At 64.8% G+C, this 20,266-nt stretch carries 19 protein-coding genes and 2 pseudogenes; 7 read left to right on the top strand and 14 right to left on the bottom strand.

Features of this window, described 5'->3' with window-relative positions:
* The first annotated feature begins 81 nt into the window (after nt 1-81).
* From QTI68_RS33590 to QTI68_RS40230, 6 genes and pseudogenes are all read left to right on the top strand, one after another.
* Nucleotides 82-1,581: a sugar ABC transporter ATP-binding protein gene (locus QTI68_RS33590; RefSeq protein ID WP_286528051.1), complete on the top strand. Its 1,500-nt coding sequence runs from the start codon at nt 82-84 to the stop codon at nt 1,579-1,581.
* A complete protein-coding gene (locus tag QTI68_RS33585) occupies nt 1,578-2,567 on the top strand; it encodes an ABC transporter permease (RefSeq protein ID WP_286528048.1) in 990 nt (329 codons plus the stop codon). Before QTI68_RS33590 ends, QTI68_RS33585 begins: the two co-directional genes overlap by 4 nt.
* An 8-nt stretch (nt 2,568-2,575) precedes the next feature.
* Nucleotides 2,576-3,544: an ABC transporter permease gene (locus QTI68_RS33580; protein WP_286528045.1), complete on the top strand. Its 969-nt coding sequence runs from the start codon at nt 2,576-2,578 to the stop codon at nt 3,542-3,544.
* A gap of 24 nt (nt 3,545-3,568) precedes the next feature.
* Nucleotides 3,569-4,543 carry a sugar ABC transporter substrate-binding protein gene (locus tag QTI68_RS33575; RefSeq protein WP_286528042.1) on the top strand — a complete coding sequence of 325 codons (975 nt, stop codon included), beginning with the start codon at nt 3,569-3,571 and terminating at the stop codon, nt 4,541-4,543.
* 89 nt (nt 4,544-4,632) lie between these two features.
* Entirely contained in the window at nt 4,633-5,064 is a 432-nt protein-coding gene (locus tag QTI68_RS33570; RefSeq protein ID WP_286528041.1) for a MarR family transcriptional regulator, read from the top strand.
* Nucleotides 5,065-5,428: 364 nt separating this feature from the next.
* Nucleotides 5,429-5,740: pseudogene (locus tag QTI68_RS40230) on the top strand (hypothetical protein); the annotation flags it as partial.
* A gap of 66 nt (nt 5,741-5,806) precedes the next feature.
* On the opposite strand, the pseudogene QTI68_RS33565 reads toward QTI68_RS40230, so the two are convergent.
* From QTI68_RS33565 to tnpA, 3 genes and pseudogenes are all read right to left on the bottom strand, one after another.
* Nucleotides 5,807-6,010, bottom strand: a pseudogene (locus QTI68_RS33565) (IS66 family transposase); the annotation flags it as partial.
* Between the two features lie 125 nt (nt 6,011-6,135).
* Entirely contained in the window at nt 6,136-6,507 is a 372-nt protein-coding gene (gene tnpB, locus QTI68_RS40225) for an IS66 family insertion sequence element accessory protein TnpB (RefSeq protein ID WP_353506460.1), read from the bottom strand.
* Between the two features lie 62 nt (nt 6,508-6,569).
* Nucleotides 6,570-6,968 (bottom strand): IS66-like element accessory protein TnpA, encoded by a 399-nt coding sequence (gene tnpA, locus QTI68_RS33550; RefSeq protein WP_286528039.1) that lies wholly within the window; start codon nt 6,966-6,968, stop codon nt 6,570-6,572.
* A 606-nt stretch (nt 6,969-7,574) separates the two neighbouring features.
* On the opposite strand from tnpA, the gene QTI68_RS33545 reads away from it, so the two are divergent.
* Nucleotides 7,575-8,132, top strand: a complete 558-nt coding sequence (locus QTI68_RS33545; protein WP_286528037.1) for a hypothetical protein — start codon at nt 7,575-7,577, stop codon at nt 8,130-8,132.
* A 224-nt stretch (nt 8,133-8,356) separates the two neighbouring features.
* On the opposite strand, the gene QTI68_RS33540 is transcribed toward QTI68_RS33545, so the two are convergent.
* The 11 genes from QTI68_RS33540 to QTI68_RS33490 are packed head-to-tail and all read right to left on the bottom strand — an operon-like array spanning nt 8,357 to nt 20,264.
* A complete protein-coding gene (locus QTI68_RS33540) occupies nt 8,357-9,373 on the bottom strand; it encodes a branched-chain amino acid ABC transporter permease (RefSeq protein ID WP_503011783.1) in 1,017 nt (338 codons plus the stop codon).
* 5 nt (nt 9,374-9,378) lie between these two features.
* Nucleotides 9,379-10,299, bottom strand: a complete 921-nt coding sequence (locus QTI68_RS33535) for a branched-chain amino acid ABC transporter permease (RefSeq protein WP_286528033.1) — start codon at nt 10,297-10,299, stop codon at nt 9,379-9,381.
* Between the two features lie 40 nt (nt 10,300-10,339).
* A complete protein-coding gene (locus tag QTI68_RS33530) occupies nt 10,340-11,056 on the bottom strand; it encodes an ABC transporter ATP-binding protein (RefSeq protein WP_286528030.1) in 717 nt (238 codons plus the stop codon).
* An 8-nt stretch (nt 11,057-11,064) separates the two neighbouring features.
* The gene (locus tag QTI68_RS33525) at nt 11,065-11,829 is read right to left on the bottom strand and encodes an ABC transporter ATP-binding protein (protein WP_286528027.1); all 765 of its coding nucleotides are present in this window, start codon (nt 11,827-11,829) and stop codon (nt 11,065-11,067) included.
* Nucleotides 11,829-13,289, bottom strand: a complete 1,461-nt coding sequence (gene gabD / locus QTI68_RS33520; RefSeq protein ID WP_286528025.1) for an NADP-dependent succinate-semialdehyde dehydrogenase — start codon at nt 13,287-13,289, stop codon at nt 11,829-11,831. Before gabD ends, QTI68_RS33525 begins: the two co-directional genes overlap by 1 nt.
* Nucleotides 13,290-13,333: 44 nt before the next feature.
* Nucleotides 13,334-14,890: a class I adenylate-forming enzyme family protein gene (locus QTI68_RS33515; RefSeq protein WP_286528022.1), complete on the bottom strand. Its 1,557-nt coding sequence runs from the start codon at nt 14,888-14,890 to the stop codon at nt 13,334-13,336.
* Nucleotides 14,891-14,932: 42 nt separating this feature from the next.
* Nucleotides 14,933-15,685 (bottom strand): SDR family NAD(P)-dependent oxidoreductase, encoded by a 753-nt coding sequence (locus tag QTI68_RS33510; RefSeq protein WP_286528019.1) that lies wholly within the window; start codon nt 15,683-15,685, stop codon nt 14,933-14,935.
* Nucleotides 15,686-15,687: 2 nt separating this feature from the next.
* Nucleotides 15,688-18,102: a xanthine dehydrogenase family protein molybdopterin-binding subunit gene (locus QTI68_RS33505; protein ID WP_286528018.1), complete on the bottom strand. Its 2,415-nt coding sequence runs from the start codon at nt 18,100-18,102 to the stop codon at nt 15,688-15,690.
* On the bottom strand, nt 18,095-18,856 hold the full coding sequence (locus tag QTI68_RS33500; RefSeq protein ID WP_286528013.1) for an N-acyl homoserine lactonase family protein: 762 nt from the start codon (nt 18,854-18,856) through the stop codon (nt 18,095-18,097). Before QTI68_RS33500 ends, QTI68_RS33505 begins: the two co-directional genes overlap by 8 nt.
* On the bottom strand, nt 18,853-19,392 hold the full coding sequence (locus QTI68_RS33495; RefSeq protein ID WP_503011777.1) for a (2Fe-2S)-binding protein: 540 nt from the start codon (nt 19,390-19,392) through the stop codon (nt 18,853-18,855). The genes QTI68_RS33500 and QTI68_RS33495 overlap by 4 nt, the downstream gene beginning before the upstream one ends.
* A complete protein-coding gene (locus QTI68_RS33490; RefSeq protein WP_286528010.1) occupies nt 19,389-20,264 on the bottom strand; it encodes an FAD binding domain-containing protein in 876 nt (291 codons plus the stop codon). The genes QTI68_RS33495 and QTI68_RS33490 overlap by 4 nt, the downstream gene beginning before the upstream one ends.
* Nucleotides 20,265-20,266: the final 2 nt, after the last annotated feature.

The following is a 20,266-nucleotide window of genomic DNA, read 5'->3' as shown; positions in this document are numbered from 1 at the left end:
GGGCAGCAGCAGGACCCAGCAGACGTCAAGCTCCTCGAGCACAGACACGGCTCGCTATGTGACCCACCGTACGGAGCGAGCATGACCGCAGCACTTCTAGCGAAAGGCTTGTCGAAGCGTTACGGCGGCACCCAGGCGCTGGACGACGTGGGATTCGAGTTGCAGATCGGCGAGGTCCATGGACTCTGCGGAGAAAACGGGGCGGGCAAAAGCACGCTGGTGAAGGTACTCGGCGGATATGTCGTGCCGGACAGCGGCAAGATCGAGATCGGCGGAAAAACCATAAAACTGGGTCAGCGACCGGATCCGTCGCAGATCTCGATCGTTCATCAGGAACTGTCGATCGTTCCACATCTGACCGTCCTCGACAACGTGATGATGGGCGCGCCCGAGGTGGGAACGCTCTACGTGCGTTCTCGGTACCGCGCGGCAGTGCGCAAACAACTCGACGCGGTCGGGCTCACCCACATCGACGTCGACAGGGTGGCATCGACGCTGAGCCTCGCCGAGCAGCAGTTGGTGGAAATCGCACGTGGCGTTGCCCGCGGCGCACGGGTTCTTCTGCTAGACGAACCGACCGCAACCTTGTCCGACGCCGAAATCTCCAAGGTCTTCAAGGTCGTGCGTGCGCTCAAGGAAGGCGGTGCCACCATCGTCATCATCAGCCACCGACTGGACGAGATTTTTGCGCTCACGGACCGAGTCACCGTTTTTCGCAGCGGCCGTCATATCTGGACGCGAAACACGAAGGATGTGGATCCTCCCGAACTCGTCAGGGCGATGATCGGTCGGGACGTCGTGCGGGGCGGGATGCATGCCGCGTCCGGCGCTTCAGCTCGCAAGACGCAGCTGCAGATTCGGGACTGGAGTCTGCGCCGACAGTTTGGATCCTTCAACATGGCGTTCGGTGAGGGCGAAACCGTCGCCATAGTCGGGCAGCTCGGTTCGGGTGCGGACAGCCTGGTCGAATCGCTCGCCGGGTTGCATCCCAGCAGCACTGGGCGCCTGAGCGTGGGAGGCGAACCCTTCCAGCTCCGTACCATCAACGACGCCTACCGCGCCGGCATTGCCTACGTCTCCGAGGATCGTGCCGGAAAGGGAATCTTTCTCGATGCGACGATCGAGGTCAACATCACGGCCCAGGTACTGGATCAACTGAGCCCCGCGGGCGTGATCTCGATCCGGGCCGCACGTGACCGCGCCGCTGAACTTGCCAAAGACTTTCAGATCGATGCGCACCGTCTGTCGCACGACGCGTCAACCCTGTCCGGCGGCAACCAGCAAAAGGTGTCCCTGGCGAAAGCCGTCGCTCTCAAACCCAGGGTCTTGCTGCTCAACGAGCCAACTCGGGGTGTGGACATCGGCGCGCGCAGTGAAATTTACTCACGGCTTCATGCCATGACGGCAGCAGGGATGACACTCATCTTCTACTCGACCGACCTCGAGGAGGTCATGGAGGTCGCGGACCGGGTGATCACCGTCTACAGAGGGGAACTGGTCAACGACCGCCCACGTTCCGGCATCACTGCGGACGACGTGCTGCACGACATTCTTCACGGTCCGGAACGGAGCGCCGCATGAACACCTCAACCTCGCGCACGGTAGCCGCAGCTGTCACCCCGTCATGGCGTCACTGGTTCGGTCCCGCGCATGTCCACGCCAACGCGGTTCGCGCCCTCTGCATCGCATTGTTCGTCGCCGCATGCCTGTGGGTCCCGAACTTTGCGTCCACTTCGAACATCGCTGCCATCCTCTATGCAGCAGCTGCGGTGGGCATGGCCGCGGTCGGACTTGCCGCTGTCACCTTGAGCGGCAATCTTTTCTCACTTTCTCTGGGTGCCACCGCAGCATTTGCGTCGATCGTCTTCGCCGAGGCGCTGGGCTTGGGACCACTGCCGGCGGCGCTGCTCGGGGTTGCCCTCGGGGCGGTCACCGGGGCGATCCAGGGCTTCGTGGTGGGTGTCCTGCGCTGCAATCCCATCATCACTTCGATCGCGATCGCCTCCATGGTGACCGGGGCTGCGTCACTCTGGTCGGGCGGGCGCACCATCATGGGCAACGGGGATGCCTCCTGGCTCGGCAGCGGCGCCCTGTGGCCCGGCCTTCCGTATCAGGCCCTGTTGGTACTGGTCGCTGTGCTGATTCTTGACTACGGCGTGCAGCGCACCCGAATCGGACGTGAGCTGAGGCTCGTCGGCACCAATCGTGCGGCAGCGGAACTGGCTGGTCTGCGCACCCGAACTGCCGTCGTCATGGCCTATGTCCTGTCCGGCGTCACGGCGGCGGCGGCCGGGGTCTTGATCGGCTCGCAATCCGGCACCGGCAATCTGCTGGTGGGGGCCGATCTCGACTTCAGTGCCATCGCCGCGGTCCTGGTCGGGGGGGTGGCGATCAACGGCGGACGAGGACGCGTGGTCGATGCAGCCGTCGGGGCAATCTTCCTGGCGCTTCTGGAAAACATCCTGTTGGTCAACGGCTTCTCCTACGAGGTCCAGCTGATGGTCAAGGGCGCGGCGGTGTTGATCGCTGTCGCATTCAGTGCACTTGCGACGCGCCGTCGCAAATGAAAGCAACCATGAAATCCTTCAGTTCCTCATTCCTGCTGCGGGTCGGCCTCCTGGTGGGCATGACCATCGTATTCAGCATCGCCAGCGAGAGCTTCCTGACATTGGGCAACATGTACGCGCTCGCCCAGGGCTTTGCCCTGCTCGGGCTCGTGACGCTCGGCCTCGCCTTGACGATGATCGCGGGCGAATTCGACTTGAGTGTCGGCGCCGTGGTCGCCGTGGCGGGCCTCGTCATGGTCAAGACTGGGGAGGCCCAGCCACTGCTGGGCATCGCGCTCGCCGTGGGCGCGGGCGTGCTTGTTGGAATCGCGAACAGCATCCTGACGCTGAAGCTTTCGGTGTCCTCGCTGGTCACGACGTTGGGCGTGATGATTCTCCTGCGCGGCGTCGCCGTCTGGATCGAAGGCGGCCAGGTGGTGTCCTATGCCAATTTCGACGCCTCGGACCTGCTTGATTCGAAGATCGCGCAGGTGCTGTCGCCGCGCAGCCTGATCACCTGCGCCGCCTTCGTCGCTTTGGCGGTCCTGCTGCGCTTCACCCGGTTCGGTCGCGACATCTACGCGACCGGTAGTCGTCGAAAGGCTGCTGTGATGAGCGGCGCACGGGTGCCTGCATCCGTGTACATCGTGTTCGGCCTTTCCGGCGGCTTTGCGGCACTCGCAGGCGCGCTCATGTCGATCAGCCTGGCAACCGCTTCAGCTCAGTTCGGCTCAAACCTCCTTCTCCAGGCGGCGACCGCGGCCATCCTGGGCGGCGTCGCCCTGAGCGGAGGCGTAGGAAAGCCAGGCGCTATTGCCGGCGGCGTACTTGTGCTGAGCGTGCTGAACAACGGACTCAGTCTGGTCGGCGCGGCGTCGCCCACGGTCCTGCTCCTGAACGGCGCAGTCCTGCTGCTGGTGGTCCTGATCGACGGCGATCTTCGCAAACTCATCGGCAGCGCCTTGCAGGGTCATCGCGCGCGCCAATCTTCCATCTAGTTTTCATTTACCAGGAGTATTTCCATGAAGTTCAATTCCCCCCTTCGTCTGCTGAGTGCCTTGTTGTGCGCGTCTGGCCTCATTGCGTCCGCGCATGCGGGTGCCAGCGGAAGCAAGGTCATCCTGCTCGGCGCCGACGACGTCTGCGAGTACTGTGCCGTCTACAACGACGCCGCACGCAAGTTCGCGAAGGAAGCAGGCATCGAGCTCGAGGTGGTCACGAACAAGTTCGACCCCGCTCAACAAGCCTCGCAGGTCGATCAGGCCATCGCCAAGAAGCCGGCGGCCATACTGCTGTGGGCCATCGACGGCTCGGCCTTGATTCCCTCCATGCGCAAGATCAAGGCGGCGAAGATCCCGCTTCTTTTGACGGACGTAGAACCCGACAAGAAGTTCCAGGACCTTTGGGTCCACTACAGCGGCGGGGACTACGCCGGCGAGGGTCGCAGCGCAGCCAAGCTGATGGTGGAAGCCTTCAAGGCGAAGGGTCTCGGCACCAGTGGCGACATCGTCATGATCACCGGCATCCTGGGCCAATCGCAATCCATCGATCGCGCGCGCGGCTTCAAGGAAGAACTGGCCAAGATTGCCCCAGGCATCAAGGTGGTCGGAGAGCAACCGGGCAACTGGGACCAGGGCGTCTCCACCACCGCCGCCGCCGGTTTGCTCACCAAGTTTGCGGGCAAGGTCAAGGGCGTGTACGCGCACGAGGACGCCATGATGGCGGGCGCAGTCGTCGCAGCGGAACGCGCCAATCTGAACCCGAGCACGATGGCCATGGTCGGGGTCGGCTGCGAGCCCATCGGCGTGTCCCTGATCAAGAGCGGAAAGATGTACGGGACGGTGAAGCAGTCCCCCATCGACGAGGCCCGCTACGCGATCGATAGCGCCGTCGCACTGCTCGATGGCAAGACGCTTGAGAAGACTCGCTACACCCCCATGCCCGCTGTCACGAGTGCGAACGTCGAGAAGGAATGCCAGCCTTGGCCCGCCCGATAGTTTGGGCTGGGTAACTCGCTCCCTTCCAGAGACGCGCAGCCCCGACTGGGTGGAGGTCTTTCGGGGCCGCGATCTGGTCTAATCGAAGCATGAAAGTGAAGTCACGTCATCGCGAGTTGCTTCGATCGCTGCTGCGAGTTCGGGAGGCGTTGTTGGGACAGTTCTCGGACCTCATGCGAGAGGCCGGCTTGACCGCTCAGCAACTGCGCATTCTGGCTTCGCTCGACAGCGAGGGTGAAATGGAACAGCGTCTTCTGAGTCAGACTTGCGTCATTCCAGGCCCCAGCATGGTGATCATCCTTCGGGGAATGATCAAACAGGACCTGGTCTACAAGAGAGACTTCGACGGTGATCAGCGACGCACGTTGGTCGGCCTTACCGAGAACGGCCGCGCGTTGATGAAAACTGTCAATCCGAAGATGGACGAAGTCTATGCGGCGGTCGGCAAACAAATCCCGCTGAAGAAGCTGCACGAAGCCACTGTCCTCATGGACGAGATCTACGAGCACATCAAGGGTTGACCCGCGCGAACGCGCACGACGGCCCGTTCGTGAATGCGAAGGGACACGACCTGACTATTGGTTGCTCCAGGTTCGACGAACAGTTGAGCAGTCGCCTGTCCGATGCCCGATGAGCTACCGGTCGCGAGCCGCACCGGATGGCTAAACGTTGTTCCAGGCCATCAACTCGACCTTGACGCTCAACCAGTTCCCCTTCACGAAGCTTCCGCCAGCTTCGAACGAACGGTCTGGTCGCCTCCCGCCAAGGGTCGGGAACGACGGTGATGCCACCACAGCCCAGCACCCCGTTCAACGTGCACCGTGTGGCGTCGATCGACGAACTAATCGCCTATGCGGCGGCGAGTCGCTATGTGGTCGAGAAGACGTGTCGGAGGAAGGACTCGAGCTTCCGCAGAAACAGCGTTGGTTGCACCTGCAGGGCTTCCGGCTGAGCGACGAACCCGCGGTGGCCCCGATCTGCTGGACCGAAGTCTACGTGGCCGCCGAATGCGCCGGGGTGGAACGCATGATGGACCGTCAACGCGGGCCGATCTGGCGGCTCATCGAGGACATCTACGGCGAACGGCTGGTCGAAGTCGGGCAGACTCTGCGCGTGCGCGTGGTACCCGCGGCCCTGACAGAAGGCCTGCAGGTCGAACCTGCCTCGAGCGTCGTCGAGGTTCGACGAACCTACAAGACCACTTCCGACAAGGTCGCTGAGGTGTCGGTCAACTTGTACCCCGCCGACAAGTTCAGGTTCAATGCGGCCGATGGCGTCGGCCAGCGGGCTCAGCAGGCGTGCCGCCTGCGCCACCCGGTCCGCCAGGGTCGAGCGCTGCAGCTCCACGCCTTCGCGTGCATAGATCTGGCACAGCCGGTACAGGGGCGTGTGGTCGCAATACTTGTTGACCAGAACGTGTGCGAACAGGCCGCTGCCAGCCACGCATCGATCGATGGGTCGGGTCGGCTCGGCGCAGGCGCCTGTGCTCGAACACGCGCAGCTCGAGCTTGTCGGTGGGCAGCTCGCGCAGCCGGCGGTGGCCCCAGCGGTGCCGGGCGAGGAAGCCGCTGATGGCGAGCATCATTCCAACGTCACGTCCCTCGAGCAGGCTCGCAAGAAGCGCAGGGCGCAACAGCGCACTGGCGTGCGGGAACTGCCGGACCACCTGCCGCGGCGCACCGTGGTGCACACGCCGCACAGCGGTTGTGACTGCGAAGCCTGTGGTCGCGGCCTGCGCGAGATTGGCCAGGACGTCTCGGAGGTGCTGGACTACGAGCCCGGCACCGTGCTGCAAGCCGCGCAAGCGAGCTTGGGACGAACGTGGCGCACGACAGGCACATGCCATCGCCGTCGCTCCATAGCAACTTGACCAGGTCGCCGCGGCGGCCGCGGAAGACGAAGACGTGGCCGGAGTACGGGTCCTCGGTGAGCGCGGTCTGCACCTTGGCTGCCAGCGTGTCCATGCCGCAGCGCATATCGGTCACGCCGCCGGCCAGCCATACCCGGGTGCCAGCGCGCGGGCCGATCATGTGCTCTGGCGCATCGCGCGCAGGACGCTGCACAGGCTGTCTTCGTCGACAGCACCACGCAGGCGCAATTGCGCGCCGGCGAATTCCAGCTCAATGACGCCGCAGCGCGGCGTCGGTCTCGACGGCGGCGGCGTTGGCCCGGTTGAAGTGGCCATCGTCATGACCTCGGCGGCCGGCGCGATCTGCACCGGCGACAGCACCGCCGCCGTCGTGCCGCATGCAGCTCGAATGTGCTCCCTGCGCCACTTGAACAGCATGTTGGCGTTGATGCCGTTGCGCATCGCGATCGCCGACACGGATGCACCCGGCTCCAAGCTCTGTTGCACCAGCTCCTGCTTGAACGCCCGGTCGTGATGCCGCCGGCTTGCATTCTGCGAGTCCTGCTCCCTCTTCATGGTGTGCACCGTCCTGTGAACTGACCCCCAAAACCTGGACGAATCTAGGGAAATGGGATGATCAGGTACACAGACAAACAGAAGCTCGACGCAGTCAAGGCCTATAGGAAGGGAAGTGGCGGCTTGCTCGCGACGGCAGCAGCCTGCGCTCGAAAACATGGCTTCTGGGACTTTCGCACTCTATTTGGTGACACCAGCCAGTGGTGCGAGCAAATACAGTGCCAGAACGCAGAAATAGAGTGCCGAACTGGATTGACTGATCTCCTCGACGCTCGAGGCCGTTGATTTGTCGACTGCAGATTAGGCGCGAGCCGTGCGGTCGCCGCAGGAAGGCCGCCTTGGCTTCCTTCGGGTTCACTTCGAGGAACTTCGTCAGGAGCTGGTAATGTGGACGGCCAGACGTGATCAGCACGTACAAGTCCGGGGGCACCCTTCGGATCCCAGGGAGTTCATCGGGCCGGCTTTGGCAGCCGTTCCGCCGGCCTTTCCGCATTGGCCGAGGCTGTCCAGCGCGTACGCGTCGAAATCGGCGCCGACCGCCTGCTGCACATTTCGCCGCTGAGCGCTCTGCCCGATGACATCGAGCCGCGCAAGACCCGGTAGGCCGTGTTCCAGCGCATCGGCGACGTGCAGCTGCCCGGTATCCTGATGGAAGTCGATGTGGCCACCCAATTCAGCGAAGCGGTCCTCGCCCGCCGTACCGACTCCACCGACGAACTTTTCGCCTTGTACGGCGCACGCCTAGCGCACGGCACCGACAACGACGCCAAGGGCGTCAGCACCATGATTCCCGGGATCGCACCGAAGATGCGATCATCACAACGCGGCCGTTGGCGCGACGAGATGCTGGCGATATCCGGCTCGCACGGACCGCTGACGACATCGTGCTGGCTTGGAACAGGTCCGCGTCGCCGCCTGAAATCCGAGGACGAGGAGCCTGGGCGGCGAGTGAACGCCGCAAGAGGCCTGCGGCTCGAACTTGACGCCCAGTCAGCTGGATTCGAGATAACGCCGCACCAGCGGCACCACGGAGGCCGAGATGGCATGGAATGGGATGTCGGACAGTCCATGCGCACACACGACCTTCATCCGCGACAGCCACGCCGAGAAATGCACGTCGGCCTCCTCTTTGCTCTTCGCCCCCAGATCCACGAATTGGCATAGCTCTCCGACCTCGGCGGGATCCAGTCCGACGCGGGCAAGTTCATTCCTCAGGGAAAGAAGATCACCCGCACGCACTTGGCTCCTTGCAAGAACAGGTGGATTTGGAATCGAGCCGACGGACGTCTCGGAGCTTCCAGATGCCGGTTTCGTCATGAGACCTCCAGAATCTTGTTCATCGCGGCAAGTCTGCTGCCAATTGGCACAACAGTGAACCGGTGCCGACCCTAGCGGTCAGCGCGACCGCCACGTCCGCCGAAATGCTTCGACAACGCCGCGGCCAGCTCGCCCACGATTCCGCGCCGGAACATCAGGACGCACACCATGAAGACGCAGCCCATGACGACCGTGCTCCAGGCGCCGGCACCAGAAAGGTATTTCTGCAACGCCACGACCACGGTCGCGCCCACCACCGGGCCAAGGAGCGTTCCCACGCCGCCGAGCAGCGTCATCAGGATCACCTCGCCCGACGCATGCCAATGGACATCGCCCAGCGTCGCGACCTGGAAGACCAGCGCCTTCGTCGAACCCGCCAGGCCCGACAGCGCGGCGGACAGGACAAAGGCCAGCAGCTTGTAGCGATTGACTTGATACCCCAGCGACATGGCTCGGGCTTCGTTCTCCCGGATCGCGCGCAGCACCTCGCCGAAGGGCGAATGAATGGCTCGATGGATCAAGGCGAAGCCGCCCACCGACACGCACAGCACCAAGTAGTACATGGCGGTATCGCTGGCAAGGTCGATGATGCCGAATAGCTTGCCCCTGGGCACGTTCTGCATGCCATCCTCGCCCCCAGTGTAGGGGGACTGCAGCGCCACGAAGTAGACCAGCTGCGCCAGGGCCAGCGTGACCATCGCGAAGTAGATCCCCTGCCGGCGGATTGCCAGGCCGCCCATCAGGGCGCCCAGCACGGCTGCAGCCAGCACTCCCGCGGCGATCCCCGTTGCCGGGCCCAGGCCAATCGCGCTGCAAAGGTAGGCCGTGACATAGGACGCGCTGCCAAAGAAGGCCGCATGCCCGAAGGACAGCAGCCCGCCGAACCCGAGGAGCAGGTTGAAGGCCGAGGCGAACAGCGCATAGCAGAGCACCTTCATCACAAAGACGGGATAGACGGTTGTCTGGAAGGGCACCGCGAGCGCAAGGAGAACCGCGAACGCCAAAATGAACCAGACCGGCCGGATCGAGGAAGCCGATGCGACGTCGAGCGCGTCCAAGGGCCGATCGACAAGGAGGGACGTCTTCATGTTCATCACGCCGTCTTTCCAAAAAGTCCCGCCGGACGCCACATGAGCACGATGACCATGATGACGAAAATCGTAATGGCCGAGGCCTGCGGGTAGACAATCTTGCCCAGCGCCTCGATCATTCCCAGACCCAGCCCGGTCAACACCGCGCCGCCGATGGAGCCCATGCCGCCGATCACAACGACCGCGAAGACGACGATGATCAGATTTGATCCCATCAAGGGACTGACCTGGAACACCGGGGCCGCCAGCACGCCGGCAAAGCCTGCCAACAGCACGCCGTAACCGTAAGTCAGCGTGATCATCAGGGGCACGTTCACCCCGAAGGCCTTGAGCAGCTTGGGGTTCTCCGTCCCCGCCCGTAGGTAGGCGCCGAGCTTCGTCCTTTCGATGCCCCACCAGGTCAATGCGCACAGACCGAGCGAGGCGAAGACCACCCAGATCCGGTACTTGGGCAGCACCATCCGCAGCTCATCGATGCGCATCGGGCCGGAAAGCGCCTCCGGCACGGCATAGCTTTGGCCGGCCGTGCCATACCACTGGCTAAACAGCCCTTCCAAGACCAGTGCCAAGCCAAAGGTGAACAACAGGCCGTACAGGTGGTCGAGCTTGTACAAGCGGCGCAGCATGCTGGTCTCGACCAGAATGCCGAAAGCGGCCACGACGACTGGCGCGAGCAACAGCGCGAGCCAGTAGTTGATCTGCAGATCCGGCTGACCGATCCAGCCGCCAAGCTGCGTCATGGCGATCCATGCAACGAAGGCGCCGAGCATGTAGAGCGCCCCGTGCGCGAAGTTGATGACGTTCAGCAGGCCAAAGATGATGGCCAGCCCCAGGCTCAACAAGGCGTAGAACGATCCGTTGATCAGTCCCAGCGTGAGTTGGGCCGCCAGAGCCTGAGGGCTCATGCTTATGAGTGCATCCATGGGAAGATTTCTCCGTTCAAGTATTGGTCGGCAGGTGCACTCAGACCGCCAGTAGCGAACCCAGCAGTTCCTGCTTCTCGTCTAGCTCTGCGCGTTGGATCACCTCGATCACCCGCCCCCCCTCGATCACATAGTGCCGGTCGGCGAGCGGCGCTGCGAAGGTGAAGTTCTGCTCCACCAGGACGATCGTGTAGCCCTTGGCTCGCAGATCCACGATCACGTCGGCAAGGCGATCGACGATGACGGGCGCCAATCCTTCGGTGATCTCGTCCAGCAGCAGCAGTCGGGCGCCGGTCAGGAGGATGCGGGCCAGCGCGAGCATCTGCTGCTCACCCCCCGAAAGCCTCGAGGCCGGACTCCTGGCGCGCTCCTTGAGATTGGGAAACATCCGATAGATATCGTCCAGGTGCATGCCACCGTCGCGGATGCGCGGCAGCAACGTCAGGTTCTCTTCGGTGCTGAGGCCGGCGAAGATGCCCCGCTCCTCCGGGCAGTAGCCGATCCCCAGGTGGGCGACGCGATGGTCCGCCTCGGCCATGGCGTCGCGGCCGCCGATCTCGACGATTCCCGCGCGCCTGTCCGTCATGCCGAGGATGGCGCGCAAGGTGGTGGTGCGGCCCGCGCCGTTGCGGCCAAGCAGGGTCACAACCTCGCCTTGCGCAACGTCGAAGTCGATGCCATGCAGCACATGCGATTCCCCATACCAGGCGTTCAGACCGCGGACCTTCAGCATCGCCGGTTTCGAGTGGTTTTCCATGGTGACTCCTAGCGCGCGGACTTGCCCATGTAGGCTTCGACGACCCGCGGATCGCCGGAGACCGCCTGGTAGCTTCCCTCGGCCAGCACCGCGCCGCGCTGCAGGACCGTGATGCGGTCGGCAATGCGGGACACCACGTTCATGTTGTGCTCAACCATGAGGATGGTCCGGTTCTCTGAAACCCGCTTGATCAGGTCCATCACGCGGCCGACGTCTTCGTGGCCCATGCCCTGCGTCGGTTCGTCCAGCAGCAGGAGTTCCGGCTCCAGCGCGAGGGTGGTGGCGATCTCTAGCGCGCGCTTTCTTCCGTACGGCAGCGAGACGGTCTGCGAATCGGCAAACTTCTCGAGGCCCACGTCCTCAAGAAGTTGCATGGCACGCCCGTTGAGCGCGTCGAGGCTTCGGCGCGAGCGCCAGAAACAGAAGGACGAACCCAAACGGCGCTGCAGGGCGATCCGCACGTTCTGCAGCACGGTCATGTGAGGAAACACGGCCGAGATCTGGAACGAGCGCACGATGCCCAGGCGGGCGGTGGCGGCCGGATCGGCGCGCGTGATGTCCTGCCCCTTGAACAGCACCGCCCCCCCCGAGGGGGCCAGAAACTTCGTGAGCAGGTTGAACATGGTGGTCTTGCCGGCGCCGTTCGGCCCGATCAAGGCATGGATGTCCCCGCGCCGAACTTGCAGCGACACTCCGTCCACCGCCACGAAACCCTTGAACTCCTTGCGGAGGCCCCGGGTTTCCAGCAACACTTCGACAGCGGCGGCGGCCATTAGAGCCCCCCCATGCACAGGTACTTGATCTCGAGGTAGTCCTCTATCCCGTACCGCGATCCCTCGCGGCCCAAGCCGCTCTCCTTGATGCCGCCGAAGGGCGCGACCTCGGTCGATATGAGGCCTTCGTTGATCCCCACCATGCCGTATTCGAGCGCCTCTGCCACGCGCCATACCCGCCCGATGTCGCGACCGTAGAAATAGGAGGCCAGGCCGAACTCGGTGTCGTTGGCCATCGCCACCACTTCCTCTTCGGTGCGGAATCGAAAGAGCGGTGCCACGGGGCCGAAGGTCTCTTCCCGGAAGATCTGCATGTCGGGGGTTGCATTGGCGATCACGGTCGGCTCGTAGAAGTTGCCGCCCAGCGCGTGCAGCTTGCCGCCGATCAGCACGCGGCCGCCCTTGCGAGTGGCATCGTCCACATGCTCCTGCACCTTCGCGACCGCCTTGTGGTCGATCAGCGGTCCGATCTGCGTTTTCACATTGGTGCCAGGGCCGACGTGCAGGTCCGCCACGGCCGCCGAGAGCTTTGCCGCAAAGGTCTCGTAGACGCCCTCCTGCACGAACAGGCGGTTGGCGCACACGCATGTCTGGCCGGCGTTGCGAAACTTGGAGACGATCGCCCCCTTCACGGCGGCGTCGAGATCGGCGTCGTCGAAGACGATGAAGGGTGCGTTGCCGCCCAACTCCATTGAGGTCTTCTTCACGGTCTTCGCGCACTGGGCGAGCAGCATCTTGCCGATCTCGGTGGAACCGGTGAAGCTGAGCTTCCGCACGACCGGGTTGGACGTGAGCTCCCCCCCGATCGCGCTGGCTTCCCCAGTGACGCACGAAAGCACGCCCGCGGGCACGCCGGCGCGCTCTGCGAGCACGCACATGGCGAGCGCCGTGAATGGCGTCTGGCTGGCGGGCTTGATGACCATAGTGCAACCGGCGGCGAGCGCCGGTCCGGCCTTGCGCGTGATCATCGCGGCGGGGAAGTTCCAGGGCGTGATCGCCGCGCACACGCCGATCGGTTGCTTGATGACCACGATCCGCTTGTCGGCGGCATGCGCGGGGATGGTGTCGCCGTAGACGCGCTTGCCCTCTTCCGCGAACCATTCGATGAAGGACGCAGCATAGGCGATTTCGCCGCGGCTCTCCACCAGGGGCTTGCCCTGCTCCGCCGTCATCAACGCGGCCAGGTCTTCCTGGTGCGCGATGAGCAATTCGAACCAGCGGCGTAGGATGGCCGCGCGCTCCTTGCCAGTGCGGGCGCTCCACGCGGGTCCGGCGGCCTGCGCGGCATCGATGGCGCGGCGCGTTTCCGCTGCCCCCATCCGGGGCACGCTGCCGAGGGTGCCCCCCGTGGCCGGGTCCGTCACGGCGATGGTCTTGCCATTGTCTGCCGGGGCCCATGCGCCGCCCACGAAGGCTTGCTCGCGCCAGAGGGAAGCGTCTTTCAGTTTCAAGGTCGTCATGTCTTGTTCGGTCGTTTGTGTAAAGGCAGGGCGGCGGATGCGGATCAGGTCGCGGCGCCGGACGCGAGGGCGTCACGCAGCTTGAAGCGCATGATCTTTCCGGAACCGGTGCGCGGGATCGCCTGCACGAATTCGATGGTCTGCGGCACCTTGTAGGCGGACAGCAGTTGCGCGCAGTGCGCGCGGATCGCCTCGGCGTCCGCCGCCTGTCCGTCCCTGAGGACGACACAGGCCACGGGCACTTCGCCCAAGTGCGGATGCGGCATGCCGACCGCCGCGCAGTCGAGCACCGCCGGGTGCGACAAGACCGCGTCTTCCACCTCCGCGGGCGCGATGTTCTGCCCCCCGCGGATGATCAGTTCCTTCAGCCGGCCGGTAATGGTGATGAATCCGTTTTCATCGCTTTCCGCCAAGTCGCCCGTGTGATACCAGCCGTTGGCCAGCGCCTGCGCCGTCTCCATGGGCTTGTTGAAATAGCCCTGCATGACGTTGGGGCCGCGCACGATCAGTTGGCCTTCCGAGCCAAAAGGAACGTCTTTTCCTTCCTGGTCGACGATGCGGGTCGCCAGCCCGGGCAATGGAACGCCACAGGACCCCATCCTGCGCGTGGCGCCGGGACAGTTCAAGGTGACCATGGTCGAGGTCTCGGTGATGCCGTATCCGTCGAGCAGCGGCGTCCCGAAGAAGGCCTCGAAGTCACGGTTGAGCGCCGCAGGCAGGATGGCGCCAGCCGACAGGAAATGGCGAACGCCCTCGACACGCGCCGCACCGCCGGACCGGGCGCCTTCCAGCAGATAGTGGAACATCGTCGGCACGCCCGGCATCAACGTATAGCGTGCGCTCGCCAAGCGCTTCATGACCTCCTGCGTGGAGAACTTCTCCATCAGGAATTCGGTCGCGCCGACCGCCAACACGCCCAACACGCAGAGGTTGAGCGCGTAGGAGTGGAACAGGGGAAGCGGCGAGAGCAGAACGTCGTTCTCATGAAGCCCGGCGATCGGCGCCCACGAGGCCGCCACAACCCACAGCATGCTGTGCTGCGACAGCATCACGCCCTTGGCGCGTCCCGTCGTCCCCGAGGTGTAGACGAGGAAGGCCGTCGCATGGACGTCTTCAGGGTCCCGCGGGTTCGACCGCGCAGCGCTCTGCGCGAGCAGCGCCAGCGACAACTGGTCGGTTGGGTCGTCGCTTCCGGCGACGATGACCCGCGTCAGCGCGGGCAGTTCGCCGCGCAGCCGCTCGATCAGTGGCAGATGGCGGACGCCGACGATGATGGCCTTGCAGCCGGCGTCCTGGAGCCGGTAGCGCACCTCCGCCTCCGCGGCCTCGTGGCTGATGGGCACGCTCACCGCGCCCGCTCGCGCGATGGCCACGCAGGCTAGCACCCAGTCGACTGAGTTGGGCAGCATGATGGCCACCGTGTCACCGGCTTCGATCCCCCTGTCCTGAAGATGGCCTGCGACCGCGGCGCTCTGAGACGCCAGTTGCCCGTACGTCAAGGAAGCGCCAAAAGAATCCTCGAACGCAAGTTTGGTGGGCTGCCGCTCGCCGTGCCGGCGAATCAATGCGCCAATGGGCGCAATCAGATCGGTACGAATCATTGCTGTCTCCTGCCTCGGTCGCTGGTCACTCTCAACTGGGCTTCAGACCATGCTGAAGCCGCCGCTCACGCTAACGACCTGCCCGGTGATCCATCCGCCTTCTTCGGAAGCTAGGAGCACGGCAAGCGGTGCCACATCCTTGGGCTGACCCAGGCGGCGCAGTGGGTAGAGTTTTGTCAGCTTGTCGCGGTTGGCCGTGATGAATTCGGGATCGTGCGCCGTTTCAATCAGGCCAAGGGCCAGGGTGTTCGCCGTCAGCCCAGCGCGGGTCTCTCGCGCAACGGACTTCATCAAGGCAATGTTGCCCGCGCGTGCAGCGGCCGCGATCGCCAATCCCGACTCACCAACGCGAGAAGAATCGCCAACGATCGTGATGATTCGCCCGGCACCGCTTTTCGCCTCGAGGTGCGGCAAAGCCGCGTGGGTGCAATTGATCGTGCCGTAGAGGCAGACGTCGATCTGTCGCTTCCACTCCTCAGGGGTCGAGTCACCGAATCTCTTGCGGATCACCAGGCCCGCATTGTTCACGAGGATGTGGAGTCCACCGAACTCTTCCACCGTCTGGGCGACCATGGCCCTGACGGCCTCGATGTTGGAGATATCACATCCGATGGCAAGTGCCTTGCCCCCCCGCTCGCGGATCTCGGCGACCACCGACTCCGCCCCAGCCTTGGAGCCATGGTAGTTCACCACGACTGCGGCGCCCTCCGCAGCCAGACCCACCGCGATTTCCCGGCCGACGTCGCGCGCACCGCCAGTGACGAGTGCGACCTTGTCTTGAAGTCCCAGTTTCATATTCATTCCTTCGTTGAAGTTGCGAGCGAATCGGCGTGGACGAGCCGGTAGATCCGCTCAGGGGTGATGGGAAGTTCGACGATGTCGACGCCCAAGTGTGAAAGTGCATCCGCGACCGCATTGGCGATCGCGGCCGGCGAGCCGATGGTTCCGCCCTCGCCCATGCCGCGGAAGCCGCCGAGGGTGTTCGGCGCGACGGTGGGCAGGTGGATCAGGTCCAGGTTGGGGACCTCGGGCGCTGACGGAACGAGGTAGTCCACCAAGCTGGCGGTGAGCAGCTGCCCGTCGCCGTCGTAGACCACTTCCTCCAGCAGCGCCGCACCGACGCCCTGGGCCAGCGCGCCACGCGTCTGCCCGGTCACGATCATCGGGTTGATGACGCGGCCGCAGTCCTCGGCGATCACGTAGCGCTGGATGTGGACGGCGTAGGTCTCAGGATCGATCTCGACCTGGACCATATGCGTGGCCGAACTCGTCGTTCCGGTCACGGGGTCGTACATGCGCGTGACGCACAGCTCCTCGCGCGCCTCGGGCGGCAGGCGGCCCATCTGTGAGTAGAGCGCATGCGCCAGTTCCTTGAAGGTCAGCGACGAATCGGAGAGGCGGATGCGGATGACGCCCTCCACGATCTCCAGGTCCTGCGGCGCGGCGTTGAGCAGATGACCGGCCACGCGTAGCATCCGCTCCCGCAGTTCCCGCGCGGCGAGGATGCCGGCGCCGCTGCTGATGACCGCGGTGCGGCTTGCATAGCTCCCGGTCCCGTGAGGCACGGCGGCGCTGTTGCCCGTTACCACCCGTACGTGCTCAATGCGTGCGCCAAGTTCGTCAGCCAGGACCTGCGCCAGCGTGGTTTCGTGCCCCTGCCCATGCGAAGAACATCCGAAGGCCGCGGTAACCGCCCCCGTGGAATCGAGTTGGATGACGCAGGTGTCCGTGCCGGTGTTGATCGGCATTCCGGGCGAGGCGGCAATCCGCGAGCCGATGCCCGACAACTCGGCATAGCAGGCCACGCCGATGCCGACCCAGCGCCCTTCGGCACGGGCCTTAGCCTGCCGCGCGCGTGTCTGCGCATAGTCGAAGCGATCGACGGCCGCCTCCAGGCCTTCCATAAAAGCGGATTGGTCCCACACGATGCCGACCACCGTCCGGTACGGAAACTCTTCTGGCTTCACGAGGTTGCGCCGGCGCATCTCGACGGGATCCAGGCCCGCCTTCGCGGCGGCCATGTCCATGAGCCGCTCCATCACGAAGGTCGACGTGGGCCGCCCGACGCCCCGGTAGGGCCCGCTCGTGGACTTGGGCGTCGTGACGCCGCGCACATGACCTGCGTAGCACGGTACTCGGTAGGGGCCGGGCAGGAAGCTGATCACCTGCACCGGCTCGATGCCGGCCGTCCACGGATAGATGGAGTAGGCCCCGACGTCGCCGATCACCTCCGCGCGCAGGCCGCATATCTGGCCCTCCTCGTCGAAGGCGAGTTCCGCGGCAACCCGTTCGTCGAAGGCTTGGCTGGTCGACAGCAGATCCTCGAGCCGATCGCCGGTCCACTTCACGGCCCGCCCGACCTGCCGCGCAAGCGCGCTGACCAGCATCTCTTCCTGGTAGAGCGAGGTCTTGCCGCCGAAGCCGCCGCCGACGTCCGGCGCGATCACCGTCAGTCGGTTGCCCGGCATGTCTAGCAGGTCCGCCAGAGCGTCGCGGATGATGCCGGGCACCTGGCTGGAGGTATAGAGCGTCAGCGCGTCACGTCCCCGATCGTATTCGGCCAGGTAGCTACGCGGCTCCATCGCCATCGAGGTCTTGCGGTGGAAGCGGAAACGGGCCGACACGCGCATCGGCGCATCGCGGAACGCCGCATCCACCTCGCCCTTGGCGAAGGTCCGCTCCACCAGCACGTTGCTCACCAAGCCAGCATGGAGCAGCGGCGCGCCGGGTTTGCAGGCCTCCTCGGGGTCGGTGCAGGCCGGCAGAGGCTCGTAGTCGACCTCGATCGCGTCTCGGGCATCCTCGGCGAGGTAGCGACTATCGGCCAGCACGGCCACTATCGGTTCGCCGACAAAGCGCACCACCTCGTTCGCGAGGGCATGGATGGGTGTGGGTTGGTAGCCGGCCATCCGCGACGTAGCCAGTGCCGGCTTGACGCCTGCGGCAATGTCACGCCAGACATAGATGCCGCGTACCCCCGGCATGGTCCGCGCCGCCTCGGCGCGCACGGCCAGGATGCGTGCGTGCGGCTGGTCGCTGCGTAGCAGCGCCAAGTGCAGCGCATGGGCATGCGGCAAGTCGTCGACATAGCGCCCGGCGCCGGTGAGCAGGCGGGCGTCCTCGACGCGTCGCACGGGCTTGCCGACGAGCTTGTCACCCGCCTGCGGGCTCAGCCTCGTCTCTGCGTGGTCCGGGCTGGCCAGATCACTCATAGCACTTCGCCCCCTTGCGCAATTCGTCCCACTGTTGCGCATCGTGGCCGAACAAGACCGTCGCGCCCGCAGCCTGGATCTTCCTGATTTCCTGCAGCGACTGGGTGGCCGCGTCCGGGTCCCAGGTGTTGCGCGGCATGATCTCTTGGTCGAGGTTCGCGCGCAGCGCGACCGCGTCGGCGGTCAACAGGAAGCTTCCGTCCCGGTCGAGCCCGACCATAGCGCCGAGCGTACCCGGCGTATGCCCCGGCAGCGGCAACAGCACCAGGCGCCCATCCCCGAACACGTCGCGCTGCGCCTCGATGGCGTCGGTGGGCATCGGGTGCTGCCAGTCTGCCGGGATGTAGCCGCGCTGCACCGCATCCGCGCCCTGCGCCGCCTCCAGTTCCTTCGCGTGGCAGATAACGCTCGCGCTTCGGAAGAACTCGTTGCAGCCGCAGTGGTCTGAATGGAAGTGGGAGTTGACGACCACATCCACGTCATCGGGCGCAAGGCCCAGTTCCGCCAGCCCGGAAATCACGTTCTCGTGGGGCGCACCGATCGGCACCATGGCCTTGGCCATCGTGCCCCATCGCGATGCGGCGTCCTCGACGGTGCTGGGGTGACAGCCCGTGTCGAACAGGACGTTGCCCTGCGCATGGCGCAGCAGAACGCAGGACACCGGCAGGTCGATAGTCTCGGCGCGATCGGCGGCGGGAAGGTAGACGCTCTTGCGCATTCGCAGGCGGCCGCCGTTCAATATGTGCATCTTCATGGGGTTGTCTCCTCGGTGCCCAGTGCGCCATCGGCGGCTGCAGTGCGCAGGGCGTTTCTTGCGGTCACGCAGACCTTGACGGCTTCTACGATGCCTTGGTAGCCGGTGCAGCGACAGAGGTTTCCAGACAGCGCGTCACGAATCTCCTGCTCGGTGTCGAGTGCACACTTCTGCAGGGCGTCCGCGCAGGTGGCCAGCATTCCCGGCGTGCAGAAACCGCACTGCAAGCCGTGGTGTTCGCGAAAAGCCTCCTGCAGCGGGCTCAGCGCGTCGATGGAGCCCATGCTCTCGACAGTACGGATCTCGGTGCCGTTTGCCCGCACAGCCAGCATCAGGCAAGAGCGCACGCTATCGCCGTCGACCATGACGGTGCAGGCGCCGCACACGCCGTGCTCGCAGCCCACGTGGGTGCCCGTCAGGCCGAGCCGCTGACGCAGGAAATCGGACAGCAGCATGCGCGGTTCGACCTCATGTTCTTCCACCTTGCCGTTGACGAGCATCCATACTGGATGCAGCTTCACGCCACGTTCGTTCATGCCAACCTCCTTTCGGTGCGGCCCCGGGCCTTCTGGATACAGCGCCTGACCAGTACCGACGCCAGGTGGCGGCGGAATGCCGGCGACGCATGCAGGTCCTCGCTCGGCTCCAGGCCGCTGCAAGCGGCTTGCACGGCACGCTCCACCACGTCGTCGCCCAGATCGCTTCCCTTGAGCACGTCTTCGGCCTCGTGAGAACGCAGCGGCGTATCCCCCACGCCCATCATCGCTACGCGCGCGTCGCGCACCTTGCCATCGGACACATCGAGCAGCACGCCGGCCGCAGCCAAAGCGAAGTCGCCCGCACGCCGAGAGAATTCCTCGAAGCCCCAGCCGTTGTGGCGCATGCCAGGCAATTCGATGCGCACCACCAGTTCGTCCTCGTCCAACACCGTGGACAAAGGGCCGATGAAGAAGTCGTGCGCCGACACGGATCGCTCGCCGCGCGCCGAACTGATTGCGATCTGTGCGTCCAGCAACCTGACGAGCATCGGCAGCTCTGCCGCGGGATCGGCGTGCGACAGGCTGCCGCCGATGGTTCCGCGATTGCGGATCGCCAGGTGCGCGACATGCCGCATCGTCTCCGGGATCACCGGGAAGCGAGCCGCCACCAGCGCGGAGGTCTCCAACTCGCGATGCCGGGTCAGCGCGCCGATTGACAGGCCGCCATCCTTGCGCTGGCGCACGTAGTCCAGTTCCAGCAGCCGGCTGACGTCGACGATCAGCGCCGGCCGCACCACGCGGAAGTTCAGCATGGGACCCAGGCTCTGGCCGCCGGCCATCACCTTCGCCTCGCCCTTGTTAGCGGCGAGCACCTCGACGGCCTCGGCCACCGAGTCGGGACAACAGTAATCAAAGGGAGCGGGCTTCATAT

This window comes from Variovorax sp. J31P207, assembly GCF_030316965.1.
Taxonomy (GTDB): domain Bacteria; phylum Pseudomonadota; class Gammaproteobacteria; order Burkholderiales; family Burkholderiaceae_C; genus Variovorax; species Variovorax ginsengisoli_B.
This window is presented reverse-complemented; position numbering and strand designations above follow the sequence as displayed.